Source organism: Methyloversatilis sp. (assembly GCF_965284615.1).
In the GTDB taxonomy this organism is placed as follows: domain Bacteria; phylum Pseudomonadota; class Gammaproteobacteria; order Burkholderiales; family Rhodocyclaceae; genus Methyloversatilis.
The window spans coordinates 2,650,634-2,676,270 of record NZ_OZ260098.1; the positions used below are offsets into that span (position 1 = coordinate 2,650,634).

Genomic DNA, 25,637 nt, shown 5'->3' on the forward strand with positions numbered 1-25,637 from the left:
TCAGAGGGTTTGCGCCAGCTGGTCGAGGATGGCCGGGTTTTCCAGCGTCGAGGTGTCCTGCGTGATCTGCTCGCCCTTGGCGATCGAGCGCAGCAGGCGGCGCATGATCTTGCCCGAGCGGGTCTTCGGCAGGTTGTCACCGAAACGCAGGTCCTTCGGCTTGGCAATCGGACCGATCTCCTTGCCCACCCAGTTGCGCAGCTCGTTGGCGATCTGCTTGGCTTCGTCGCCGGTCGGGCGCGAACGCTTCAGCACGACGAAAGCGCAGATGGCCTCGCCGGTCAGATCGTCCGGACGACCCACCACAGCGGCTTCTGCCACCAGCGGGTGCGCCACCAGCGCCGACTCGATCTCCATCGTGCCCATGCGGTGACCCGACACGTTCAGCACGTCGTCGATACGGCCGGTGATGGTGAAGTAGCCGGTCTTCGCGTCGCGGATCGCGCCGTCGCCCGCCAAGTAGTAACGCCCCTGGAAGTCGGCCGGGTAGTAGCTCTTCACGAAGCGGTCCGGATCACCGTAGATGGTGCGAATCATCGACGGCCACGGCTTCTTGACCACCAGGATGCCGCCCTGGCCCCACGGCACGTCATTGCCGGTTTCGTTGACGATGGCAGCCTGGATGCCCGGGAAGGGCAGCGTGCACGAACCCGGCACCATCGGCGTGGCACCCGGCAGCGGCGTGATCATGTGACCGCCGGTTTCGGTCTGCCAGAAGGTATCGACGATGGGGCAACGGCTGCCGCCGACGTTCTGGTAGTACCACTCCCAGGCCGCCGGGTTGATCGGCTCGCCGACCGAACCGAGGATGCGCAGCGACGACAGGTCGTAGCTCTTCGGGTGCACGGCGTCGTTCGCATCGGCCGCCTTGATCAGCGAGCGGATGGCGGTCGGCGCGGTGTAGAACACGGTCACCTTGTGGTCCTGGATCATCTTCCAGAAGCGGCCGGCGTCCGGGTAGGTCGGCACGCCTTCAAACACGACCTCGGTAGAACCGCAGGCCAGCGGGCCGTAGGTGATGTAGGTGTGGCCGGTGACCCAGCCGATGTCGGCGGTACACCAGAAGACATCGGACGGCTTGATGTCGAAGGTCCACTTCATCGTCAGGATGGCGTGCAGCAGGTAGCCACCGGACGAATGCTGGACGCCCTTCGGCTTGCCGGTCGAACCCGAGGTGTAGAGCAGGAACAGCGGGTGTTCCGCCTCGACCCATTCCGGTTCGCAGGTGTCGGCCTGGCCTTCGAGTGCCTCGTGCAACCACACGTCGCGGCCGGCAACCATGTTGCAGGCGCCACCGGTGCGCTTGTAGACGATGACCGTCTTGCACGATTCGCAGCCACCCATGCCGAAGGCTTCGTTGACGATGGGCTTGAGCGGGATGTTCTTGCCGCCACGGCACTGTTCGTCGGCGGTGATCAGCATGACCGCGCCGGCGTCGCTGATACGGTCGCGCAGCGACTGGGCGGAGAAACCGCCGAACACCACCGAGTGGGTGGCGCCGATGCGGGCGCAGGCCTGCATCGCGACGATGCCTTCGATCGACATCGGCAGGTAGATGACGACGCGGTCACCCTTCTTGACGCCCTTCGAACGCAGTGCGTTGGCCAGGCGGCTGACGCGGACCAGCAGGTCGCTGTAGCTGACGCGGGTGACGGTGCCGTCGTCCGCTTCGAAGATGATTGCGGTCTTGTCGCCCAGACCCGCTTCGATGTTGCGGTCCAGGCAGTTGTAGGACACGTTCAGCTTGCCGTCTTCGAACCACTTGAAGAACGGGCGATTGTCTTCATTCAGGGTACGCGTGAACGGCGTCTGCCAAGTCACATGCTCGCGAGCCAGACGAGCCCAGTACCCCTCATAGTCGCGCTCCGCCTCGGCGCACAGAGCCTTGTAGGCATCCATGCCGGACACGGCGGCATTGCTCACCATGTCTTGCGAGGGCTGGTACACGCGAACTTCCGTAGCTTCAGACATACAACCTCCTCCGTCATCTCAAATCTGCAAGCAGGCGGATGGAAACCGCCGTGCAACGTACGGCCTTGTGGGCCGCCGACAGGCGCAGAACTTCGCGCTCGTTTTTCTTCCATCGATTACAGCCTTTGCGGCTTACAGACCGCTTACGCTCGCGGACCGAAGCTGCAAGAACCGGATGGTAATATCGGCGCCGTCTTTTGTCTTATATTCGACTGCGCATGACTAATCTTGGACGTGTTCTAAAAAGCCTCATCTTCGCCAGTCGCTGGCTGCAAGCCCCGCTCTACTTCGGACTGATCGTCGCCCAGGCGGTGTACGTTTACCTGTTCATGGTCGAGCTGTCGCACCTGATCCACAAGATCGGCAACCTGACCGAAACCGACATCATGCTCATCGTTCTGGGCCTGATCGACGTGGTGATGATTGCCAACCTGCTCATCATGGTCATTGTCGGTGGCTACGAAACCTTCGTGTCCCGACTGAACCTGGAAGACCATCCGGATCAGCCGGAATGGCTGTCGCACGTCAACGCCGGCGTGCTGAAGGTGAAGCTGGCCACCGCCCTGATCGGCATTTCGGCCATCCACCTGCTGAAGACCTTCATCAATGCCGGCCAGCTCGACGACCGCGTCGTGCTGTGGCAGGTGGTGATCCACATGGTGTTCGTCGTGTCGGCCATGGCCATGGCCTATACCGACAAGCTGATGACGCAGACGCTGGTGCTCAACAAGACGCACCACTGAGCGCAGCCCGGGCCGCCACGAGCGGCCCCCTTCAATACCCGAGGACCTTTCCATGAGCCAACCCATCCGCCAGGACGATTTCATCCAGTCCATTGCCGACGCCTTCCAGTTCATCTCCTGTTATCACCCGCTCGACTTCATCCAGGCGCTGGGTGCGGCCTACGAGCGGGAGCAGTCGCCGGCGGCACGCGACGCGATCGCGCAGATCCTGACCAACTCGCGCATGTGTGCCGAAGGCAAGCGTCCGATCTGCCAGGACACGGGCATCGCCGTGGTCTTCCTGAAGGTGGGCATGAACGTGCGCTGGGACGCCACGATGAGCGTGACCGACATGGTCAACGAAGGCGTGCGCCGCGCCTACATGCACCCGGACAACACGCTGCGCGCCTCGGTGCTGCTCGACCCGGCCGGCGCCCGCAAGAACTCGAAGGACAACACGCCGGCGGTCATCCACTACGAAATCGTGCCCGGTGACCACGTTGAGGTGATCTGCGCGGCCAAGGGTGGCGGCTCGGAAAACAAGTCCAAGATGGTCATGCTGAACCCGTCCGATTCCATCGTGGACTGGGTGCTGAAGACGGTGCCGACCATGGGCGCCGGCTGGTGCCCGCCGGGCATGCTGGGCATCGGCATCGGCGGCACGCCGGAAAAGGCCATGCTGCTGGCCAAGGAATCGCTGATGGAGCCGGTGAACATCCAGATCGTCGCCGACAAGGCGGCGCGTGGCGAAAAGCTCACCCGGGTCGAGGAACTGCGGCTGGAGCTGATGGAGAAGGTGAACGCGCTGGGCATCGGCGCCCAGGGCCTGGGCGGCCTGTCCACCGTGCTCGACGTGAAGATACTCGACTACCCGACGCACGCCGCCTCGCTGCCGGTGGCGATGATTCCGAACTGCGCGGCGACCCGCCACGTGCATTTCCACCTCGACGGCTCGGGCCCGGCGAAGCTCGAACCGCCGCGCCTCGAAGACTGGCCGGCGGTGACCTGGCAGGCCGACACCAAGACCTCGAAGCGGGTCAACCTGAACACGCTCACGCCGGAAGAGGTCGCCTCGTGGAAGCCGGGCCAGACCCTGCTGCTGAACGGCAAAATGCTGACCGGCCGCGATGCTGCGCACAAGCGCATCGCTGACATGCTGGCCAAGGGCGAAAAGCTGCCGGTCGATTTCACCAACCGCGTCATCTACTACGTCGGTCCGGTCGATCCGGTGCGCGACGAAGTGGTCGGCCCGGCCGGCCCGACCACCGCCACCCGCATGGACAAGTTCACCGAAATGATGCTGGCGCAGACCGGCCTGATTTCGATGGTGGGCAAGTCGGAGCGTGGCCCGGCGGCGATCGAGGCCATCCGCAAGCACAAGAGCGCCTACCTGATGGCGGTCGGCGGTGCCGCCTACCTCGTGTCGAAAGCGATCAAGGCGGCGAAGGTCGTCGGCTTCGAGGACCTTGGCATGGAAGCGATCTACGAGTTCGACGTGGTTGACATGCCGGTCACTGTCGCCGTCGACTCCGGCGGCACCTCGGTGCACGAAACCGGTCCGAAGGAATGGCAGGCAAAGATCGGGAAGATTCCTGTCGCCACCGCGTGATAGTCTCCAGCGCTACCTGAGGCCGGCACCGCCGGCCCGATAAGCGGACCGGCGCCAGCCGGTCCGCACAGCAACAACAGAGGCCGCCTGGAAGCGGTCCGTATTCCCCGCAGAAAAATCCGCCGTCGTGCCGCACAGGCACGGCTTCTGTCTTCCCGCGCGCAGTGCGTGCAGAACGGAGGCGACGCGATGATCTTCGAAGCAGGTCGCATATTCACGTTGGTCGGCTGGCCGGCTGTTCTATTGCTCGCGTGGCTGGCCGGCGAGATCTTCCACCGCGGGCTGGCGATACCGCGCGTCTGCGTCTATTCGCTCGCCGGCATCGTCTACAGCGCCTGGGGCGGCGCGCCGCACGACGCCGAAACCCGGGCAGCCATGTCCTTCCTGGCCAATTTCTCGCTCGCACTGTTCCTGTTCGAGCTGGGTCACCGCATCAATCTGCGCTGGCTGGTGACCAATTACTGGCTCACGCTGACCGGGATTGCCGAATCGCTGCTCACCTTCGTCGTGGTGCGCGCCATCGCCATTGCGATGGGCCAACCGCCGGACATCGCGATGGTGCTCGGCGCACTGTCCGTGGCCACCTCGCCGGCCGCACTGGTGCGCGTAGTCAACGACCTGCGCGGCTCCGGCCAGGTGACCGAGCGCGCGCTGCATCTGTGCGCCATCAACTGTCTGCTATCGGTACTGCTGATGAAGGGCGCGATCGGCTACTGGCAGTTGCTGGCCTCCGGCAGTGTGGTCAGCGCGGTGTGGAACAGTGCCGCCATCCTTGCCGTATCGGTCGGCTGCGGTCTCCTGGTTGGCGTACCGCTGCCCTGGCTGCTGCGCCGACTGCGCGCCGACGAACGTGGCGTCACCATCGTGTTCGCGCTGGCGGTGATGCTGGTCACCCTGCTCACCCAGGGCGTCAACGTGTCGCCCTTGCTGGCCGCACTGACGCTGGGCGTGCTGATGCGCCGCAAGCGGCTGGTACTGACGCCGGCGCAGCGCAACTTCGGCGTGCTGGGCGAACTGCTGACGCTTTTCCTGTTCGTCTTCGTTGCCGGCATGGCGACCTGGCCGACCTCCGCCGCCGGACTGGCACTGGCCGTGCTGCTGTCGCTCGGCCGCATCGCGGCGAAGATGAGCGCAACCGCTGCCTTCGCCCACGTAAGCGGAACCAGCACACGCAAGGGCGCGTTGACCGGGCTGGCGTTGGCACCGCTGTCCACCTTTGCGCTGCTGCTGCTCGAATACAGCCGCAGCGCCGGCTTCGGACTCGCCGACAGCGCGCTGTCCGCCATCGCTGGCATGGTGATCGTGATGGAGTTCGTCGGGCCGGTGTTCGCCCAGTGGGCGCTGGTACTGGCCGGCGAAGCACAGAGGACGGAGGACGCCTGATGCCGCTCGAAACCTTTCACGCCTCGTCGGCGCTCAGCATGGGCGTCGAACTCGAACTGCAACTGGTCGGCGAACACGACCGCGACCTCGCGTCGGCCGCGGCCGACCTGCTGGAACTGGCGCAGCGCCAGACCTTTCCCGGCGACATCAAGCCGGAAATGACCGACAGCATGATAGAGGTGGCCACCGGCATCCACGACAGCCACGCCACGCTGCTTGCGCAGTTGCGCCTGATGCGCGATGCGCTGGTGAAGGATGCGACGCGGCTCAATGTATCGCTGTGCGGCGGCGGTACCCACCCTTTCCAGCAGTGGTCGGAACGGCGCATCTTCTCGGCCCCGCGCTTCCAGCAGCTGTCAGGTCTCTACGGTTATCTGGCCAAGCAGTTCACGGTGTTCGGTCAGCACGTGCACATCGGCATGCCCGATCCGGACAGCGCGCTGCGCGTCCTGCACGCGCTCGGGCGCTATGTGCCGCACTTCATCGCACTGTCCGCCTCCTCGCCCTTCTCGCAGGGCAGCGACACGCTGTTCGATTCGGCCCGGCTGAATTCCGTATTCGCCTTTCCGCTCAGCGGCCGCGCGCCCTTCGTGCTCGAATGGTCGCGCTTCGAGCGCGACTACTTCGCGCGGATGGAGGACACCGGCATCGTGCGCAGCATGAAGGATTTCTACTGGGACATCCGGCCCAAGCCCGAGTACGGCACGATAGAGCTGCGCGTCTGCGACACGCCGCTGGGCGTCGATCGGGCAGCGCAGATCGCGATCTACCTGCAGGCGCTGTGCCGGCTCATCCTGTCCGGCGAGGACCCCGAACCGGTGGAGGACGACTACCTCGTATACACCTACAACCGCTTCCAGGCCTGCCGCTTCGGTCTCGACGGGCTGATCGTGCATCCGCGCAGCCACGCCGCGCTGCCGCTGCGCGACGACATCGCCGCCACGCTCGAACGGCTGGCGCCGCACGCCGACGCACTGCGGTCGTCGGACGCACTGGACGCGCTGCACCGCATGGTCCGCGGCGGCGGCAACGATGCCACGAGACTGCGCGCGGTGCACGCGCGCACGCGCAACCTGCTGGCGGTGGTCAACGACGCGGTCGCCGCCTTCGCCCAATGAGCGGCATGGACATCCTGCTGTGGGCGATCGCGGCACTGCTGGTGCTGATCGGACTGGCCGGCGTCGTATTGCCGGCTCTGCCCGGCATTCCGCTGATGTTCGGCGGCTTCCTGATGATGGCCTGGCTGGACGATTTCAACCACATCGGCACGATCACGCTCACCGTGCTGGGCGCGCTGACAGTACTCGCCTGGCTGATCGATTTCGCGTCGGGCGTGATCGGCGCACAGCGGGTGGGTGCCAGCACGCTGGCGCTGGTCGGTGCTGCGATCGGTACCGTGCTCGGGCTGTTCGCCGGCCTGATCGGCCTGCTGTTCGCACCGCTGGCGGGCGCGGCGATCGGCGAATACATCGCGCGACGCGACGCACTGCAGGCCGCGCGCGTCGGCGTGGCCACTTGGCTGGGCATGCTGATCGCCGCGGTCGCCAAGGTCGCCATCGCCTTCATGATGCTGGGCATCGCGCTGGCCGCCTGGCTGATCTGACGACCGCTTCAGCGCTTGCCGGTGTATTGCTCCTGCAGCGATCCTGCTGAACCGTCGGGTTGCGAAGCACCGCTGCCATCGCCCTCTCCGACCACCACCGGAGTGCTGCCCGCCGCCGATCCGGGCGCGGACGGCGACGAACCCGGCGTGTCCTGCTGCGCAGGCGTGTCGGCCACCGGCACGAACAGCCAGTCGGCATGACGCAGATCGCCCGCCTGACGGGCAGCGGACGGCACCGTCGGACTGACCGGTCCGGGCACGGCCTGCGGCTGACCCGGAATGGGCGCGTACGGCTGCTTCAGTGGCGTCTTGAGGCTGGGCGCCACCTTGTCGCCGGTCGCATCGACCCAGCGCGGCAGCAAATGGATGCGCGCCACCTTTTCCGATCGGCTGTGTATCGCGCGGATCTGCCCCTGCGACATGACCAGCCCCCAGTCCCGGTTGTTGGTCATCGGATCGACATAGATCTTGCGCAGATGACGCATCGGCACCTGATGCCGCTTGTCTTCGAGCAGATCCTCCAGCCGTGCCGGATAGGCTTTCGGCTCCGCCGGCGAGGCGTCGTAGTAGCGCTGCAGCGCACGCGAGAACTCGCCGCCGATGAACAGCAGTTCGCGTTCGCGCTCGGTCTGCGACAGCGTGCTCCACATCAGCGCGCTGCCGGCTGCAGCAATGCCCAGCGCGGCGACTGCGAACAGCAGGAGCAGATAGGAAAAGCCGCGCTGATCCGCCCGCATCACATCAGAGGTCAGAATAGGCGATGCCGTCGCGTGACATGCCTTCGGCACCGCTCTTCAGGTCGGCCACGCCACTCTCGGTCGCCGAATCGCGCGGCGGCACGACGATCCAGGTTTCGCTGCTGTCGGTGACCGGGTCGAACGGCAGCTTGCGCAGGTACTGCTTGTCGACCAGGTCCTGCAGGCTTTGCGGCCAGGCACCGCGGTCACCGCGGAACTTGTCGATCGCATCGCGGGTGACCGCCAGCGTCTGCTTCAGCGTCGCCTCCTTCGAGCGATCGAGATGTTCGAAGTAGCGCGGTGCGGCAATGGTCAGCAGCACCGCGATGATGGCCATGACCACCAGCAGTTCGATCAGCGTGAAACCGCGCTTGCGGGCGAAAGTGAACATCACCAGTTCCGGTACGGAATGCCATTCAGGCCGGTGCGGCCGGACAGCGAATAGACATCGAACACATCGGCGCCAGGCACGGGTTCGTCCGGCGGGCTGGCGTAGCTGCGCAGGCCCCAGGTCTGCTCGGGCGGCGTCGATGTATCGGTATGGAAGGGGTCGCGCGGCACGCGGCGCAGGAAGTAGATCTTCACGTCGTTCGGCTGCTTGACGTCGCGCACGCCATTGACCAGCACGTCGAGGCTGGGCGGATAGCCGCTGGCACCGACCTTCTTCTCGATGCGCCCTTCGTCCCAGGCCTTCTTGTAATCGTCGAGCGCGGTGCGGATCTGCCGCAGCGAGGTGCGCAGTTCGGCCTCGTTCGCGCGCACCCGCGCCAGCTCCATCATGGGCATGGCCATGGTCGCGAGCACGCCGACGATGGCGATCACCACCATCAACTCGATCAGCGTGAAACCGCGGGAAAGACGTGTATGACGCAGCATGCGCCGCAGGTTAACACAGCACCATCACGGCACCGTGACAGCAGACACTAGCTCAGATGACTGCGCCAGGGCTGAGGGCCGTCGTGTTCGCGCAGCCATACGTAGCGTTGCGAACGCCACTCGCGCAGCGCGTTGAGCGCAGTGTCGAAGTCGGCATAGGGCAACTGATACAGCAGCTGCAGGTCGAACGGCGCATCGTGCTCGAGCGCGTCGAGCAACTGCCGGAAGATGGATGCGCTGTTTCCGCTGTCCGCGGCGTGCGCCTTTTCGAACACGACTTGCAGGTGCATGAGCAATCCTCCCGGGCTGGTTCCGACCGACGGCGAGCTGTTGATTTAGCACGAAGCGGCGGTCGTCATCTATCGCGGCGCACCGAGACTTTCTGCCCTCCGCCCGCGACGCGCGTCAGGCATAGCCCTGCGGGTTGCTGCGCTGCCAGTTCCACGCATCGGCGCACATCTGCGCGAGGTCGCGCCGCGCAACCCAGCCCAGGAGCCGATTTGCGTGCGCCGGGTCGGCGTAGCACTGGGCGATGTCCCCCGGCCGCCGATCGACGATGCGGTAGGGCACCGCGCGTCCGCTCGCCTGCTCGAAGGCGCGCACGACTTCAAGCACGCTGTAGCCACGACCGGTACCCAGATTCACCGTCAGCAGACCGGTGTGTTCCGTAAGGTAGTCGATGGCGCGCACGTGGCCTTGAGCGAGGTCAAGCACGTGGATGTAGTCGCGCACGCCGGTACCGTCCGGCGTCGGCCAGTCACCGCCGAACACGCGCAACTCGGCCAGCTTGCCGACCGCCACCTGGCTGACGAAGGGCATCAGATTGTTCGGCAGACCGTTGGGGTCTTCGCCGATCAGGCCGGACTCGTGCGCGCCGACCGGATTGAAGTAGCGCAGCAGTGCGATGCGCCACGACGGATCGGCCACGACGAGGTCCTGCAGCAGGTACTCGACCATCCATTTCGAACGGCCGTAAGGATTGGTCGGCCCGGTCGGGAAATCCTCGCGGATGGGCACCGACGCCGGATCACCGTAAACCGTAGCCGAGGACGAGAAGGCCAGCGTCTTCACGCCGGCTTCGGCCATCACCTCGCACAGCGCCACCGTGCCGCTGACGTTGTTGTCGTAGTACTCGAGCGGCTTCGCGACCGACTCGCCGACCGCCTTCAGGCCGGCGAAGTGGATCACCGCGTCGATGTCGTGCGCCGCAAACACGGCACGCATCGCGGCGCGATCGCGGACATCGGCCTGCACGAAGGCCTGCAGCGCCTGCCCGGCAATGCGTTCGACGCGCGTCAGGGATTCGCGCTTGCTGTTGCACAGGTTATCTACAACCACCACCTGGTGGCCCGCAGCCATCAGTTCGATGCAGGTGTGCGAGCCGATATAGCCCGCGCCACCGGTGACCAGCACACGCGACATGGATGCTCCCTGACAGGATTTCGACGCAGCGCCCTACAGTGGGCGGAGAACGCCGGGGCCCTCGTCGGCGCCCGGCGGGGGACGATCTCAGTGGTGGTGGCCGTGGTCGCCGTGCACGTGGCCGTGCGACAGCTCTTCCGCCGACGCCTGGCGCACTGCTGACACCGAGCACGAGAACACCAGTGCGGTGCCGGCCAGCGGGTGATTGCCGTCGATCACGACGCGGTCGTCGGCAATGTCGGTCACGGTGTACAGGCCCTCTTCCTCGCCATCTTCGCTGACGCGCTCGAACTGCATGCCGACTTCGATGTTGTCCGGGAAGTTCGCACGTGATTCGATCTCGACCAGTTCTTCGTCGTACTCGCCGAAGGCATCTTCCGGCTGCAGTTTCACGACCACTTCGTCGCCGACGGTCTTGCCTTCAAGTGCTTCCTCGATCGGCTGGAAAATACCGCCGTAACCGCCGTGCAGATAGGCCAGCGGGGCTTCGCCCGGATCGACCATATTGCCGTCCGGATCCGTCACGCTGTACTTAAGGGTGACGACCGAGTTCTTGCTGATGAGCATTCCTGATTCCTTTCATGTGCAGTGCGCGCACGCGTTCGAGGACTTCCCCGGCGTGCCCGCGCGGATTCACGCCATATTGCGCGTAACGTATGACACCCTTCCGATCGATGATGAATGTCGAGCGGGTCATGCAGAACCGCAGCTTTCCGTCAACCTCGCGCTCACGCCAGACACCGTAGCGCCGGCTGACCTCGCCATCGATGTCCGACAGCAACCTGACCGTCAGGCCGTGCTTGTCGCGAAAATCTGCGTGTGTGAAACATTCGTCGCGGCTGACACCGAGCACGGTGCAGTCACAACGCCGGAAATCGTCGTCCAGATCGCTGAACTCGATTGCCTGGGCCGTACAGCCCGGCGTGTCGTCCTTGGCGTAGAAGTAAAGCACCATCAGGTGCTGCCCGAGCTGGTCGCCCAGATTGAACAGTTCCAGATCGGCATCCGGCAGTTCGAACAGCGGAGCGGGTTGTCCTGCATTCAACATGCGCACCTCCCATCCACACGACGCGACCACGACACATCACACGTTCTGGAGTCCGGCGGATTCTAGCAGGCGGGCTTGCCGCGCCGTTGTAAAAAAAGCCGTCGCCGCATTGCACAAATGTGGTCCTGATGCACCAAAGAGCATCACACCCCGGCTGAGTCGAACATCCGTCAAAAAACAATTTTATTGAACAACTTCAAATGGTTGGAAATTTATCTTCAGAAAGAGCAATGACAAACAGAAAGTGGCCCGAGTCTTGCGTACCTGTTTCACCAGAACGCTGAGCTGCTCGCAGTGTGCGGAATGACCTCCTTACTTGTCGTTGCAAATGGGATGTCATCGCAGATTGTGGGGGGCTGATGTTCTTGCAAAAATCTGGGTTCCACTTTGTCACTTTTTGTGAAAGGACAGGATATGAAGAAAACCTTGGTCGCAACTGTTGTATGCGGTCTGTTTGCAGTGGGAAGCGCGAATGCCGCGACGACCAGCTGGGACGACCACGCAACGATCGAAACCGGCATCGCCTCGCTGTCCGGCTCCTTCTCGGAAATTTTCACCTTCACGCTGACCGCTCCGACCACCTCGTTGTCCACGCTGGCCGTATCGGCAGAAGCATCGCCGTTCTTCGGTCTGAGCGAAGACAGCATGGTGTGGCTGTACAAAGAAACCGGAGCGGTGGACAAGTTTCTGTCCGCCTACAGCTTCGGCACCCTGTTCACCGCCAACGGCCTGCTCGCCGGCGATTACTACTACAAGGTGACCGGTTCCACGACCGGCAGCCTGGGTGGTGTGCTCGCACTGACCTCGACGACCGCCCCGGTCGCCGTGGTGCCGGAAGCAGACACCTACGCGATGATGCTGGCTGGCCTGGGCATGATCGGCCTGATGGCAAAGCGTCGCATGGGCTGAGCTTCACCTGCCTGAAAACAAAAAAGCACCTTCGGGTGCTTTTTTGTTGCCTGATCGAAGGATCCGGACCTGCTGCGCCGCAACACTGTCAAGAATATCGACAGCCAGAACCTAGTACTTCGGTATTAGATGACCCGCCCGAACATCCTGCCATCCCGGCGCCTCGGAAAAAATCCATTTCTTTTCATCGCACTGCACAAATCACCCTGACTTGCCTGGACGGGCAGGGAGCACGCGAACACATCCCGCTCTGTAACAATTGTTGACAATCGGCACCGGCCTGCTTGCATCACCATAAACAACTGTATAAAAATACAGTCTTCGTACAGCAAGCGCCCATCCCATGTCGAACGACAGCCTGACGTCCCGCCAGCAGGAAATCCTGCAACTGATCCGTGACGCAGTCAGCGAACGCGGCAGCCCGCCCACGCGCGCCGAAATCGCGCAGGCCTTCGGCTTCCGTTCGCCGAACGCCGCCGAAAGCCATCTGCGCGCACTGGCACGCAAGGGCGTCATCAGTCTCGACGAAGGTCGCGCGCGCGGCATCCGGCTGTCCGAGCCCGCAGGCATTCCACTGATAGGCCGGGTCGCGGCCGGCAATCCCATTCTTGCCGACGCCCACGTGCAGGGACGCTACCAAGTTGACCCGTCGATGTTCTCACCACGCGCCGACTATCTGTTGCGAGTGCGGGGCTTGAGCATGCGCGACGCAGGCATCCTCGACGGCGACCTGATCGCCGTTCATGCCACCTCCGAAGCACACAACGGCCAGATCATCGTCGCCCGGCTGCACGATGAAGTGACCGTGAAGCGTCTGCGTCGCAGTGGTGCTCAGGTCGAGCTGCTGCCGGAAAATCCCGAATTCAGTCCCATCGTCGTTGACACCCGGCGCGACCCGCTGGTGATCGAAGGCGTCATGGTGGGGCTGATTCGCAACGGCAGCGCGGTCTGACGCAATGAGCGTCTCCAGCCTGCATACCCTGTTGCACCGTTCGGATGTCTGGCGTGCCAACGACACGGCGGCGGACGCGTGCCCCACCGTGTCCACCGGTCATCCGGCGCTCGACGCCGAACTGCCCGGCGGAGGCTGGCCGGTCGGCGACATGAGCGAAGTGCTGACCGACTGCTGCGGGCACGGTGAAGTCTCCCTGCTGCTGCCCATGCTGGCCCAAGCCAGTCAGGCCGATGGCTGGGTGGCTTGGGTGGCGCCGCCTTGGTATCCGAATGTTTCGGCACTCGCCGCCGCGGGTCTGTGCACGCCTCGCATGCTGGTGATCCAGGCGGGTAGTGCCGGCGAGCGTGTCTGGGCGCTGCGTCACGCACTCAACTCGGGGGCGTGCAGCGCAGTCACCGGCTGGCTCGACCGGGTAGATACAGCCCTGCTGCGCAGGCTGCAGCTGGCGGTGCGTGAGGCCGCGCTGCCGCTGGTGCTGTTCCGCCCCGCCTCCGACGCGCATATGGCCTCGCCAGCCGCCTTGCGCCTGCATGCATCCGTCGCTGCGGAAGGCGAGGTACGCATCGACATCCTGAAGCGACGCGGCCGCCCAGCCAACCGGCCGGTTTACCTCGGAACACGTCAGGGCATCCCGGTACGGCGTGCGGACACCCTGCGCGGGCGCCCTGCCCTGGCGCTGGTCGGCTGACAGGCCTGCGACATGGATCTGCGTACGACATGCTCTGGCTGGCACTGGTCTTTCCCGAGTGGCCGCTGCAGGCGCGCTTCCGCGCTCAGGCCCACTCACAGCCGCTGGCGGTGGCGGCGAAGCAGCGTGTGGTCGCGCTGGATGCGACAGCGCTGGCTCAGGGCGTGCGCCCCGGCCAGCGGGTGGCCGACGCACTGGCACTAGCGCCCGACCTGCTGATCAGCCCGCACGACAGCCAGGTGGAAGATTCGGCACTGAAGGACGCCGCCGGCTGCGCACTGCATTTCACCCCTCATGTCGCCCTCGCAACCGACGGACTATTGCTGGAAATCGCCGGCAGCATCCGTCTGTTTGGCGGCCTCGACGGTCTGCTGCGCGCCTTGCGCAGCGCGCTGGCCGCCGCCGGCTTTCATGCCCTCAGCGCCTGTGCCCCGACACCGCGCGCCGCGCGCTGGCTCGCCCTCGGCACACCCGGTCGTACGATACGCGGGCCTGGAGCCTTGTCGGCAGCGCTGGCCGCATTGCCGCTCGACGTGACCGAAGCAGGTGAGGCACGACTGGCCACCTTGCGCGAAGCCGGTCTGCGCAGCGTGGGAGACGCGATGAAGCTGCCGCGCGACGCACTGGCGCTGCGCGATGCACAGGCCCTGCGTCGCCTGATCGATCAGGCGCTCGGACAGACCGCCGATCCGCGCACCTTCTTCTCGCCGCCTCCGGAAATCGACAGCCGGATCGAATTGCCGGTACCGCGTCACGATGCCGATGTACTGCTGTTCGCCGCCAGCCGGCTGTTCAACAGTGCGTGCACCCAGCTGGCCGCGGCACACGCCGGCATCGCCGAGTGCCTGCTCGAACTGCAGCACGAGCACGAAGCCCCCACCCGGCTGGAACTGCGCACCGGTACCCCCACCCATGACGCCCGCCTGCTTGCATCGCTGACGCACGAGCATCTGGCGCGCATCGCCCTGCCCGAAGCGGTCACCGCGCTGAGACTGCGGGCGCCTGACTGGATCGAACAGCCCGGCCGCAGCCGCGACCTGTTCGGCACCCAGGCGCCCTCACCGCAGGACCGGCAGGAAGCCCGCGACCTACTGGTCGAACGGCTGCGTGCCCGCCTCGGTCGCGATGCGGTCTACAGCCTGTCGGCCAGCGGCGACCACCGCCCCGAACGGGCGCAGCAGCGGGATGAACCGGGTCGTGCGCAGCCTGCTGCCGGCAAGCCACAGCGTCCCCTGTGGCTGCTGCCGGAACCGGAACTGCTCGCCGAACGCGACGGTCAGCCCTGGCGCAACGGGCCGCTGCATTGTCTCGGCCGTGCCGAGCGGATCGAGGCCGGCTGGTGGGACGACGCTGGCGGCAACGACCATCCGGCCGAAGCGCTGCGCGATTACTACATCGCCGTCGGACCACGTCAGGAAAGGTTGTGGATCTATCGCGAACACACGGCGCCGCATCGCTGGTATCTGCAGGGGCTGTTCGCCTGAAGTAGCATCCGTCCCGACACATTGCGCACGATGAAACGACGATCATGGACACCCTGCAGACACTTACTTCCACCTTCGCACACGCCGGACAGGTCACCTGGATAGGCGTACGCCCGGCGCGGATGCAGCCGCTGCGCGTCGTTGACACGGTGCAGGCCATCGAATCGCTCGGGCTCGAAGGTGACCGCTACGCCAGCCCGGACGGCAAGCGGCAGGTCACGCTGATCCAGGCCGAACATCTGCAGACGGTCGCCGATCTGCTTGGTCTGGGCGAGGTCAACCCCGGTCTGGTGCGGCGCAATATCGTGGTCAGCGGTCTGAATCTGCTGGCACTCAAGGGCAAGCGCTTCCGCGTCGGCGATGCGTTGCTGGAGTACACGGGCACCTGCGACCCGTGCTCACGCATGGAAACCAATCTGGGCAAGGGAGGCTACAACGTGATGCGCGGCCACGGCGGCATCACCGCGCGTGTGCTGCGCAGCGGCCTGATCCGTCAGGGCGATGCGGTGACGCCCGAGAACGAATGAACGGGTCTGTTCTCCTGCCCGCGCGATAATCGCTGCATCAGAAGAAGGAGAAAACGACATGGATCGAAGACGCGTACTGACCACCCTGCTGGCCGGCGGTGCCGCCGCCCCGCTGGCCTTCGACGCACTGGTGCGCGAAGCCCTCGCCCGTGACAGCCGTACCGGATTGCGCGGCTTCCGTGGCGACGTCAGCGTCAATGGCGCGCCAGCGAACTTCCACATGGAAATCCGTCCGGGCGACACGATACGCACCGGCCCGGGCGCCGAAGCGATCTATGTGCTCGGTCGCGACGTCTTCCTCCAGCGTGGCGAATCGCATGTCGCTTTCGGCAGCGGCGCTGCCGCCGACCTGATGCGGGTGATCACCGGCAAGCTGCTGTCGGTGTTCGACCGCGGCCAGAAGCGCATCGCCACGCCGGCAGCGACGATAGGCATACGCGGCACCGGTTGCTACATCGAGGCAGCTGAGGAGCGGACCTATTTCTGCCTGTGCTACGGCGAGGCGGAACTGGCGCGCAACAGCGATCCGACCCAGCGCGAAACCGTGCGCACGCGGCACCACGACAAGCCGATGTGGCTCAGCGACAAACCCGGCGCCGACATGATGTCGGCCGCCGGCGTCATCAATCACACCGACGCCGAACTGACGCTGCTCGAAGGTCTGGTCGGCCGCAAGCCGCCCTTCGCCGGCATCGGCTGGCCGCCGTCCACCGGCTATTGATCCACTCTGCCAGCTCAGGCCGGCGGCGCCACCTTCATCACCTCTTCCATCGTCGTCACCCCCTGCGCGATCTTCAGTGCGCCGGACACGCGCAGCGGGTACATGCCTTCGCGATAGGCCTGATCGCGCAGTGCGCCGATGTCCGCGCCGGTTGACACCAGCGACTTGATTTCCGGTGACATCAGCAGGATTTCGTAGATGCCGATACGCCCCGAATAGCCGGTCATGCGGCAATCCAGACAGCCAACGGCCTGCGTGAAGCGTTCCGGCCGCGTGGCCTTCCACGGCGCCACCAGATCCTTCCACGCCTGCGGATCGGTGTCCTGCGGGGACGCCGGCTTGCGGCAGTGCGGACACAGCGTGCGCACCAGCCGCTGTGCCATCACGCCGAGTACGGTCGCGTTCAGCAGATAGCTGGGCACACCCAGATCGAGCAGACGGGTGATGGCCGATGGCGCATCGTTGGTGTGCAGCGTAGACAGCACAAGGTGGCCGGTCAGCGCCGCCTGGATCGCCATTTCGGCGGTCTCGAGATCGCGTATCTCGCCCACCATGATGATGTCCGGGTCCTGCCGCATCAGCGAGCGGATGCCGGCCGAGAAGGTGACGCCGATGTCCGCCGACACCTGCACCTGGTTGAAGGCCGGCTCGATCATTTCGATCGGGTCTTCCAGCGTGCAGACGTTCACCTCTGGCGTGGCGAGATTCTTCAGCGTCGAATACAAGGTGGTGGTCTTGCCCGAGCCGGTCGGGCCGGTCACCAGCACGATGCCGTTCGGCTGCGTGGTCATCTGCTTCCAGCGCCGCGCGTCCTCGTCGGAAAAACCGAGGTCGCGGAAGTCGCGCACCAGCACTTCCGGGTCGAACACCCGCATCACCAGCTTTTCGCCGAAGGCGGTCGGCAGCGTGGACAGCCGCAACTCGATTTCCTGGCCATCCGGCGCGCGGGTCTTGATCCGGCCGTCCTGCGGGCGGCGCTTTTCCACCACGTCCATGCGGCCCAGTATCTTGATGCGCGAGGTCATCGCGCCCAGCACCGGCATCGGGATCTGGTAGACCTGATGCAGCACGCCATCGATACGGAAGCGCACAACGCCGAAATCGCGCCGCGGCTCGATATGGATGTCGCTGGCGCGCTGCTCGAAAGCGTATTGCCACAGCCAGTTGACGATGGTGACGATGTGCTGGTCGTTGGCATCGAGCGGCCGGTTGCTGCGCCCCAGTTCAACCAGCTGCTCGAAGTTGGAGGCGCCCGCACCGCTGACGTCGCCCCGCTTGGCAGCGCCCTTGACCGACTTGGCAAGGCTGTAGAACTCGACCACATAGCGGGCGATGTCGTCCGGATTGGCGATGACGCGACGGATGGGCCGGCGCAGTATCGGCGCCAGTTCCTTCTCCCACTCGGTCATGAAGGGCTCGGCGGTGGCGATCACCACCTCGCGCGCCGAGGCCTGCACCGGCAGAATGCGGAAGCGGTTCGCGTAGGCGCTGGACACCACTTCGGTCACTGCCGCGAAATCGACCTTCAGCGGATCGATGTGGTAGTAGTCGTGACCGCTCCAGCCGGCCATCCACTCGGTCAGCGCATCGAGATTGAGCACCCGGTGCGGCGGATGCAGCGATTTCCACTTCTGGCCGGCCAGCACGACCAGCGGATGGTCACCGCCCCGCCAGTAGCGACGGTCGTGCAGGAATACGCGGGCCACCGACTCGCCAAGCAGGCCGTCGGCCACCATGCCCTCCACCAGTTCCTGCAGCGTGACCTTGTGTTCCCGCGTGTCCTTGCCGGACGAGGCCTGTTTCATCAATGTCTCCGTGGATCGGGTCCGCATGCTCTGCGCCCGGCACTCGCCGGCGGCGGACACCCCATCCTGTGCGCCCGACTATAGCTGAGCGAGCGCTGACCGACGGCGGGCTGACTGCGACGGATCGTGCACCGCATCACCCGGGAGCCATCGTCAGGCAAGGCAACCGGCAGCCGCACCCAGGGCCGTTCCGGCGAGGCGTACGACACCCTGCACGGGCCACGAACGAGTCCGGCGCAAGGTGCAATCAAATTTTCAAGCAAAACTGTTCCGCCTTGTCGTAACATGCACTTACAGGGTCAGACTCTGTCTGGATTCGTGCACCAGACAGCAGGAAAAAAAGGCAGGAAAACTGCCTCTCCAATTCGCCTCAAGAGGCGATTGTTTTCAGCATGCTTAAAGTCGGACATGCCGACGGAGGCTGAAATGGATCTGTTCACCCCGCGCCATGGAGCAGGACGGCACCTGCCGTATCGCTCCGGAAAGAGTATCGACGCTGCCGCGCCTGCCCGCGATGTATTTCGTATGGAGGCGTGCAATGCAGATCATTGATCGCACCCGTGCTCATCTGCACACGGTGCCGCTGCCCGGCATGGCCGCAAATGCGCCACGCCTGCTGTCCACACCCATCCTGACTTCGCGCTACGAGGCGGAAACACGCGCCTTGTGGATGTACGCGCACCCGACCGGACGCCCCTGCTTCACGCCGGAGCTGCTGGCCGACGTCGTGGCGCAGCAGCAAGAGGTGGAACTGGCGCCGGGCACGGTGGATTTCTTCCTCAACTGCTCGGGCGTCCCCGGCGTCTATAACCTCGGCGGCGATCTCGACCTGTTCCAGAAGCTGGTCGAGGCAGGCGACGAGGCCGGACTGATGCGCTACGCCGAAGCCTGCATCCGCGCCATCAACAACAACGTCGCCGGTCTGCATGCCGATGCGGTCTCGATGGCCGTGGTCCAGGGCGATGCGCTGGGCGGCGGTTTCGAGGCGGCGCTGTCCTGCCACGTGGTGATCGCCGAACGCGGCGCCAAGCTGGGCTTCCCGGAAATGATGTTCAACCTGTTTCCGGGCATGGGCGCCTACAGCCTGGTCGCGCGCAAGGCCGGCCCGCGCGTGGCGGAAGACCTGATCCTGAACGCGAAGGTACTGCCGGCCGAGAAGATGCACGAACTGGGGCTGGTCGATCACCTTGCCGAGCCGGGCCGCGGCGAATGGGTGGCGCGTGACGTGATGCGCTCGATGTCGTCACAGCTCAAGGGTTTCCGTGCCTTCCAGCGCGCCAAGATGCACGCCTACGTGCGCCTGACCTACCAGGAACTCGAGGACGTGACGCGCGAGTGGGTGCGCGGCGCGATGAAGCTCGACCGCAAGGACCTGCGCACGATGGAGCGTCTGGTCAAAGCGCAGAACCGCATGCACGCGGCGAATCATCCGGGCACCGGCAGCGTCAGCGCCTGAGTACGCCTTCCGCCGGCCGGTGCGAGGCGTGCACCGGCCGCTTCCTCACCATCAGTTCGCGTACTTCACCGAGCAGCCATAGGGGCGCGTCTGCGCCTTGGCCACCGGTTTCCCCGCCAGTACCGCATCGATCGCCAGCCGCGCCAGCGGCTCGGCCTTCGCAATGTCGTTCACCTCGGTTGACGCGATGCTGTCGATGCCGCCCATATAGGCGAGCCGGCCGTCCGGCGCGATGACGTACATGTGCGGCGTTACCTGTGCCGCGTAGGCGCGACCGACCTTGCCTTCGTAATCCAGCAGATAGTGGGTCGGCGCCGCCCCCTGCTCCTTCATCATGCGGTTCGCCGTCGGACCGTTGACGTGACCCTGAGTGCCGGGCGCCGAACTGAGCACGGTGAGCCACACGGCCCCCTTGCCGGTGGCGTCCTTCTGCAGCGCCTGCATGCCGCCGCCGTACCACTTCTGTACGTAGGGGCAACCGTGATTGGTCCATTCCATCACCACCGTCCGGCCGGCGAAATCGGACAGCTTCACCGTCCGGCCGTTGGAATCAACGGCGGTGAAGGCCGGTGCCGGCTCGCCGATGCGCGGTGCGGCATGGACGGCAGCAGCAAACAGTAGGCTGGCCAGCAGGCCGGTGCGGAGCGTGGCTTGGATGTTCATCGACGAAATCTCCTCATGAGGCGATGTGATCGAGCACGATCTGCGGCGTCAGTATCTGCGGCAGCACGAAGCCCTCCCGGCCGGGCGCGTAATACACGTAGAGCGGTACGCCGTCGCGACCGTGCGACTGCAGGAAACGGGTGATGTCCGGGTCGGCGCGCGTCCAGTCGCCTTTCAGATAGACGATGCCGCGCGCGGCGAAAGCGCCCTGTACGGCATCGGTTGACAGGGCGACCTTCTCGTTCATCAGGCAGGTGACGCACCAGGCGGCGGTCATGTTCACGAACACCGGTCGGCCGGCGGCGCGCAGATCAGCCAGCCGCTGCGCCGAGTAGGCGCCTTCGGACGCCTGCGCGACAGGCGCCGTCGCCTCCGGCTCGGGCATGCGCCCGAGCGCCAGCAGGCCGGCCAGCAGCGCCAGTGCAGCCGCGCCGCGCCAGCTCCAGTTGCCCGCAGAAGCGCGTTGCGCCACACCGAACAACCAGGCTGCCAGCGCCACCAGCAGCAGTGCGGCCAGCACGTGCAGCACGCCATCGGCCCCGCTCTGCTGGCTCAGCACCCAGATCAGCCAGGCGGCCGCACCGTACATCGGGAAGGCCAGCGCCTGCTTCAATCTTTCCATCCACGCGCCCGGTCGGGGCATGTGCGCAGCCACCGCCGGAAAGAAGGCGAACAGCAGATAGGGCAGCGCCATGCCCAGTCCGAGCGCGACGAAGATGCCCACGGTCACCAGCGCCGGCGCGCCCAGCGCCGCCGCGATCGCCCCGCCCATGAAGGGCGCGGTACAGGGTGTGGCGACCACCACCGCCAGCACGCCGGTGAAGAAGCTGCCCGCCAGCCCAGCGCGCGAGGCCAGCGACTCGCCGGCCGACGCGAGCCGGGCGCCAATGTCGAACACGCCCGAGAGGTTCAGTCCGATGCCGAACAGCAAGGTGGCCATGGCGGCGACGAACACCGGCGACTGGAACTGGAACCCCCATCCGGCCTGCGTGCCAGCGGCACGTAACGCGAGCAGCAGAGCGGCCAGCAGCAGGAAACTCGCGACCACCCCGGCGCAGTAGGCAAGCGACTGCAGGCGCACGGCGCCCGCGCGGTCGCCGCCCATCTTCGCGAACGAGAGCGCCTTGATCGCCAGCACCGGGAACACGCAGGGCATAAGGTTCAGCAGCAAACCGCCGGCGAAGGCGAACAGCAGCGGCCACAGCAGCCCCTCGTCGGCGGGCGCAGCGACCGGGCGCGCAGGTGCCGCAGGCGGCACGGCATCGGCGGCCGCCAGGCTGAGCACCGGCGTGCGTGCCGGCGGCTCGCCCGGCGTCGCCACCCACAGCGCCCGCTCGACGCCGTCGGCGCCGCGGACACGCAGCACGCCCTCGAGCGCCTTGCCCGGATCGAAATCCGGGCCGGGCCTCAATGCGATGCGCGCCGCATCGCCTGCCGTGCTCAGGGTCTGGGCAGCGCCGTGCTCGACGCGCCCCCAGTCGGCCGGGAAGAAGTCGGCCGACTGCAGGCTGCCGGCGCCCGTCCCCTCCAGCGTCAGTACGCCCTGTGCATCGACCGTCGCGCGCCACTCGCTGCGCGTCGGCATCGCCGCGCGCGCCGCGTCGAACAGGGTCGCATCGGGGCTGTCCTGCGCGGTGCCGGCCGGCAGTTCGAGTCTGAACACCCCTTCTTCCGGAATGCAGATGTCCTTGCACACCAGCCAGCTCGCCTTCACCGACAGAGCGGCTGCGCCGGCGAAAGCCGGCGGCAGCGTCACCGTGAAGGGCAGCAACACCTCGCCCTGATGGACGAAGGTGGTGATGGGCCCATCGACGTGCCGTTCCGGTGCCGGCCACTTCACGTCGCCGAGCGCGGAGCCCGCAGGCGCGAACACCTCGACGCGCGGTGCTTGGCCGGCGTCGCCCGGATTCATCCAGTAGATGTGCCAGCCCGGCTGGAAACGAAAGTGCAGGCCCAGGTCGAGCGTCTGCCCGGGCGCGGCGACGTCGGTCGCCGACAACAGCGCGACGGTCGCGCGCGGGCTGACCTGTGCCTCGCTGCGCGCGGCGTACAGCGCAGGCGCGGCACTGGTCAGCGCAAGTACACAACAGAGATGGCGAATGAGGGACATCGTGCGGAAGGTATGAATATCGTGCGAGCGCCGGGCGCCCGTTTGAGTGTCGCTCAGTCAACCACGATAGACGATGCCGGTTCGCGGCCATCGGCTGGCCTCTGGCAGCGGCGACAAGGCCGGCGCTCTGCGTCCGGCAATAAGGCACTGCGTCACGGAAGAACGGGAGTTACGGCACTAACGATGCTCATGAATCCGCGCCCGGCGATCGTTATGACTTGGGTTGCAGAGCGAAAACAAGAAGCGGCGCCCTACGGGTGCGTCAGCACACGTCGCACATGAGGAGAGCCGAGCCATGGCCCAGTACAAGAACATCGAAGTCGATGCCGAGCTGGCGGGTGTCATCCGCCATATGGACAACGTCGAGGAGTACCGCGAACTGCTGCGTAACCTGCAGTCGGTCTGGGACAACCTCACCATGCTTGGCCAGCTGTCCGGCACCGGCACCGACATGAGCGGCACCCGGCACGCTTTCGCCGAACTGACCGGCACGCTGCTGAACCAGCTCGGCCACGAGGAACTGCGCACCTGCCGGCAGGAAATGTCGGCCAAGGCGCAGGTCGCGATCGACATCCTGGTGCGCAACCTGTTCGAGCGCACCGCGGACATCGGTTTCCTCGCCTGCGACGCCGACATCCGGCAGTTCATCGGCAAGGTGCGTGAATGCGCCGGAAACGTGCTGCTGGCGCGCGACCTGGCCGCCGCGCGGACGCAACTGCGCGCGCGCTTCGCCGAATACGCGGCGAAGTACACGGTGTATTCAGACATCGTGCTGACCGACACTGAAGGCCACATCCTGCTGCGGCTGGACGACGCGACGACACCTGCACAGTCGCACGATGCGCTGATCGCCGACGCACTGGCGACCGACGCCGGCTACGTGGAAACCTTCCGCGCCATCGACTTCCTTCCGACGCAGACACAGTCGCTGGTCTATTCCTGCCGCGTCTGCGACGACGCGGGCGGGGCAATCGGCGTGCTGAGCCTGGTGTTCCGCTTCGACGACGAAATGCAGCGCATCTTCGACGGCCTGCTGACGGCCGACGACTGGGCCGTCATCCTCGTCGTCGACGCCGACCACCGGGTGATCGCCAGTTCGGACCGCTTCCACGTGCCGCTCGGTGCCCGTCTGCCCTGCTCCGACGGTCCGGAGGTCCAGCGACTTCGCTTTGCCGCGCGCGAATACCTCGCCATGCGCTGCCCGAGCCGCGGCTATCAGGGCTACGCCGGCCCCGGCTGGTGCGGGCTGGTGATGCTGCCGGTCGAGCACGCCTTCGCACGCGAAGCGGCCGCACCGCTGCGCGCGCTGGGCGACGAGGTCCGCAGCGCCATCATGTCCAGCCCGACACTGTTCTCCGAACAGCTGCGGCGCATCCCGGAACAGGCCGATCGCATCCAGCGCACGCTGAATCGCTCGGTATGGAACGGCAACGTCCGGCAGAGCAGTTCGCAGCGTGCGCTGAACCCGGCCTTCTCGAAAATCCTGCTGTGGGAAATCAGCAATACCGGCGACCGCACACGCGACGTGTTCGAGCGCTCCATCGCCAACCTGCACGAAACCGTGGTGTCGGCCATCCTGCACGACAGCCGCTTCGCCGCGTCGCTGGCCATCGACATCCTCGACCGCAATCTGTACGAGCGCGCCAATGACTGCCGCTGGTGGGCGCTCACCTCGGTATTCCGCGAGGTGCTTGCGGCGCCGGTCGACGAGGCGGGCCGACAGCGCGTCACCGAGGTGCTGCGCTACATCCACTCGCTCTACACCGTCTACGCCAACCTGCTGGTGTTCGACACGCAAGGCGTGGTTGTCGCGGAATCGGGTTCGACCGTCGGCGGCGCATCATGGAGCGGGCGCGCACCGGGCGAGGACTGGGTACGCCGGACGCTGGCGCTGGACGACTCCCAGGCCTGGGCAGTGTCCGCCTTCGCACCGAGCGCGCTGTACGGCAACGCGCCCACCTATATATATGGTGCAGCGCTGCGCGCGCCGTCGGCCGGCGACGAGAAGGCGGCAGTCATCGGCGGCGTCGGTATCGTGTTCGACAGCGCACCGCAACTGCTCGCCATGCTGCGCGACTGCCTGCCGCGCGGCGCCGACGGCGCGGTCCGCAACGGCTGCTTCGCGGCCTTCATCGACGCCGACGCACAGGTGATCGCCTGCACCGACGAGCGCTGGCGCCCCGGTCACCGCCCGCCGGAGGCCGTCGAGGCACTGGCGCTGGCCGACGACGGCAGCGGCGTGCTTCGCATCGACGACCAGTACTTCGCAGTCGGCGTGGCGAACTCGCACGGCTACCGTGAGTACGGCAGCGGCGCGAACGCCGCCCGCACGCGCGTCACCGCACTGGTATTCATGCCCCTGTGCGCGGTCGCCGTGCAGTCCGCTACGGCGAGCTGCACGGCGCCGGCGATCCGCGGCGACGCGAGCAGCGACGACACGGTGGAAATCGCCACCTTCCGCGTCGGCCGAAACTGGTTCGGACTGCGCACCGAGAAAGTCATCGAGGCGGTCGATGCGGCCGGTCTGACCGGCGTGCCCGGTGCCGGTGAAACCATGGCCGGCTATCTGATGTACGACGGCGTGCCGATCGCTGTGTTCGATATCGCCAGTATGCTGCACGACGACGAAGCGGTCCCGTCGGCACCCGACGACTCGACGCGGCAGGTACTCGTGCTGCGCCGCGACGACGATACCCGCATCGGCATACTGGCCGACGCGCTGGGCGACATTCCGGAAGTATCGACCGCCCGCCTGCGCCCGATACCGGCGATGCTGGCCGGCGGCAATGTGCTGGGTGAATCGGTGCTGGGCGGCAGCGGCGACGGCGACGAAGCGCTGCTGCTGGTGCTCGGCGTCGAACGCATCGTCAATCGCCTCGCCGGTGGGAGCACTCCGCCGGCCGCGGCGATTCCGCTGCCACGACGCGAAGCGGCGGCCGGTCGCTGAA

General features: G+C 65.9%; 24 protein-coding genes. 13 read left to right on the plus strand and 11 right to left on the minus strand.

The annotated features are described in order from the left end of the window. Positions 1-1,971 (minus strand): acetate--CoA ligase, encoded by a 1,971-nt coding sequence (gene acs, locus ACQ66H_RS12655; RefSeq protein ID WP_430434326.1) that lies wholly within the window; start codon positions 1,969-1,971, stop codon positions 1-3. Between the two features lie 218 nt (positions 1,972-2,189). Between acs and ACQ66H_RS12660 the strand changes: the two genes are divergently transcribed. The 5 genes from ACQ66H_RS12660 to ACQ66H_RS12680 all read left to right on the plus strand — a co-directional run bounded on the left by ACQ66H_RS12660 (position 2,190) and on the right by ACQ66H_RS12680 (position 7,288). Then, positions 2,190-2,714: a TIGR00645 family protein gene (locus tag ACQ66H_RS12660; protein ID WP_425761807.1), complete on the plus strand. Its 525-nt coding sequence runs from the start codon at positions 2,190-2,192 to the stop codon at positions 2,712-2,714. A 52-nt stretch (positions 2,715-2,766) separates the two neighbouring features. Further along, a complete protein-coding gene (locus ACQ66H_RS12665; RefSeq protein ID WP_430434327.1) occupies positions 2,767-4,302 on the plus strand; it encodes a fumarate hydratase in 1,536 nt (511 codons plus the stop codon). Between the two features lie 189 nt (positions 4,303-4,491). Continuing rightward, a complete protein-coding gene (locus tag ACQ66H_RS12670; protein WP_430434328.1) occupies positions 4,492-5,685 on the plus strand; it encodes a cation:proton antiporter in 1,194 nt (397 codons plus the stop codon). Continuing rightward, positions 5,685-6,803 (plus strand): YbdK family carboxylate-amine ligase, encoded by a 1,119-nt coding sequence (locus ACQ66H_RS12675; RefSeq protein ID WP_430434329.1) that lies wholly within the window; start codon positions 5,685-5,687, stop codon positions 6,801-6,803. Before ACQ66H_RS12670 ends, ACQ66H_RS12675 begins: the two co-directional genes overlap by 1 nt. 5 nt (positions 6,804-6,808) lie before the next feature. Next, positions 6,809-7,288 carry a DUF456 domain-containing protein gene (locus ACQ66H_RS12680; RefSeq protein WP_430434330.1) on the plus strand — a complete coding sequence of 160 codons (480 nt, stop codon included), beginning with the start codon at positions 6,809-6,811 and terminating at the stop codon, positions 7,286-7,288. Positions 7,289-7,296: 8 nt separating this feature from the next. On the opposite strand, the gene ACQ66H_RS12685 is transcribed toward ACQ66H_RS12680, so the two are convergent. From ACQ66H_RS12685 to ACQ66H_RS12715, 7 genes are all read right to left on the minus strand, one after another. Continuing rightward, a complete protein-coding gene (locus ACQ66H_RS12685; protein ID WP_430434331.1) occupies positions 7,297-8,025 on the minus strand; it encodes a hypothetical protein in 729 nt (242 codons plus the stop codon). A gap of 4 nt (positions 8,026-8,029) precedes the next feature. Beyond that, a complete protein-coding gene (locus tag ACQ66H_RS12690; protein ID WP_430434332.1) occupies positions 8,030-8,416 on the minus strand; it encodes a type II secretion system protein in 387 nt (128 codons plus the stop codon). Further along, a complete protein-coding gene (locus ACQ66H_RS12695; protein WP_019917928.1) occupies positions 8,416-8,901 on the minus strand; it encodes a type II secretion system protein in 486 nt (161 codons plus the stop codon). The genes ACQ66H_RS12690 and ACQ66H_RS12695 overlap by 1 nt, the downstream gene beginning before the upstream one ends. 47 nt (positions 8,902-8,948) lie before the next feature. Further along, positions 8,949-9,191 carry a hypothetical protein gene (locus tag ACQ66H_RS12700; RefSeq protein ID WP_019917927.1) on the minus strand — a complete coding sequence of 81 codons (243 nt, stop codon included), beginning with the start codon at positions 9,189-9,191 and terminating at the stop codon, positions 8,949-8,951. 115 nt (positions 9,192-9,306) lie between these two features. Continuing rightward, positions 9,307-10,323 (minus strand): UDP-glucose 4-epimerase GalE, encoded by a 1,017-nt coding sequence (gene galE / locus ACQ66H_RS12705; RefSeq protein ID WP_430434333.1) that lies wholly within the window; start codon positions 10,321-10,323, stop codon positions 9,307-9,309. A gap of 87 nt (positions 10,324-10,410) precedes the next feature. Next, on the minus strand, positions 10,411-10,890 hold the full coding sequence (locus ACQ66H_RS12710; RefSeq protein WP_019917925.1) for an FKBP-type peptidyl-prolyl cis-trans isomerase: 480 nt from the start codon (positions 10,888-10,890) through the stop codon (positions 10,411-10,413). Further along, the gene (locus ACQ66H_RS12715) at positions 10,856-11,371 is read right to left on the minus strand and encodes a peroxiredoxin (protein WP_019917924.1); all 516 of its coding nucleotides are present in this window, start codon (positions 11,369-11,371) and stop codon (positions 10,856-10,858) included. Before ACQ66H_RS12715 ends, ACQ66H_RS12710 begins: the two co-directional genes overlap by 35 nt. A gap of 414 nt (positions 11,372-11,785) precedes the next feature. Here ACQ66H_RS12715 and ACQ66H_RS12720 point away from each other — a divergent pair, with 414 nt between their 5' ends. From ACQ66H_RS12720 to ACQ66H_RS12745, 6 genes are all read left to right on the plus strand, one after another. Then, positions 11,786-12,280, plus strand: a complete 495-nt coding sequence (locus tag ACQ66H_RS12720) for an FxDxF family PEP-CTERM protein (RefSeq protein ID WP_425761804.1) — start codon at positions 11,786-11,788, stop codon at positions 12,278-12,280. Positions 12,281-12,623: 343 nt separating this feature from the next. Beyond that, complete coding sequence (lexA, locus tag ACQ66H_RS12725; protein ID WP_024300392.1) at positions 12,624-13,232, plus strand: transcriptional repressor LexA; 609 nt, start codon at positions 12,624-12,626, stop codon at positions 13,230-13,232. Between the two features lie 4 nt (positions 13,233-13,236). Beyond that, positions 13,237-13,923 (plus strand): translesion DNA synthesis-associated protein ImuA, encoded by a 687-nt coding sequence (gene imuA / locus ACQ66H_RS12730; protein WP_430434334.1) that lies wholly within the window; start codon positions 13,237-13,239, stop codon positions 13,921-13,923. 29 nt (positions 13,924-13,952) lie between these two features. Beyond that, the gene (locus ACQ66H_RS12735; RefSeq protein ID WP_430434335.1) at positions 13,953-15,407 is read left to right on the plus strand and encodes a Y-family DNA polymerase; all 1,455 of its coding nucleotides are present in this window, start codon (positions 13,953-13,955) and stop codon (positions 15,405-15,407) included. Positions 15,408-15,451: 44 nt separating this feature from the next. Further along, positions 15,452-15,934, plus strand: coding sequence for an MOSC domain-containing protein (locus ACQ66H_RS12740; protein ID WP_430434336.1), 483 nt, complete (start codon positions 15,452-15,454; stop codon positions 15,932-15,934). Between the two features lie 58 nt (positions 15,935-15,992). Continuing rightward, the gene (locus ACQ66H_RS12745; protein WP_430434337.1) at positions 15,993-16,655 is read left to right on the plus strand and encodes a hypothetical protein; all 663 of its coding nucleotides are present in this window, start codon (positions 15,993-15,995) and stop codon (positions 16,653-16,655) included. 14 nt (positions 16,656-16,669) lie between these two features. Here the strand turns inward: ACQ66H_RS12745 and ACQ66H_RS12750 are convergent, their stop codons facing one another. Beyond that, positions 16,670-18,460 carry a GspE/PulE family protein gene (locus ACQ66H_RS12750; protein ID WP_430434338.1) on the minus strand — a complete coding sequence of 597 codons (1,791 nt, stop codon included), beginning with the start codon at positions 18,458-18,460 and terminating at the stop codon, positions 16,670-16,672. Positions 18,461-18,998: 538 nt separating this feature from the next. Here ACQ66H_RS12750 and ACQ66H_RS12755 point away from each other — a divergent pair. Then, on the plus strand, positions 18,999-19,916 hold the full coding sequence (locus ACQ66H_RS12755; RefSeq protein WP_020164982.1) for a crotonase/enoyl-CoA hydratase family protein: 918 nt from the start codon (positions 18,999-19,001) through the stop codon (positions 19,914-19,916). Positions 19,917-19,967: 51 nt separating this feature from the next. Here the strand turns inward: ACQ66H_RS12755 and ACQ66H_RS12760 are convergent, their stop codons facing one another. Then, complete coding sequence (locus tag ACQ66H_RS12760) at positions 19,968-20,579, minus strand: redoxin domain-containing protein (RefSeq protein ID WP_430434339.1); 612 nt, start codon at positions 20,577-20,579, stop codon at positions 19,968-19,970. A gap of 13 nt (positions 20,580-20,592) precedes the next feature. Beyond that, positions 20,593-22,689 carry a protein-disulfide reductase DsbD family protein gene (locus tag ACQ66H_RS12765; RefSeq protein ID WP_430434340.1) on the minus strand — a complete coding sequence of 699 codons (2,097 nt, stop codon included), beginning with the start codon at positions 22,687-22,689 and terminating at the stop codon, positions 20,593-20,595. A 295-nt stretch (positions 22,690-22,984) separates the two neighbouring features. On the opposite strand from ACQ66H_RS12765, the gene ACQ66H_RS12770 reads away from it, so the two are divergent. Beyond that, entirely contained in the window at positions 22,985-25,636 is a 2,652-nt protein-coding gene (locus ACQ66H_RS12770; protein WP_430434341.1) for a chemotaxis protein CheW, read from the plus strand. Position 25,637: the final 1 nt, after the last annotated feature.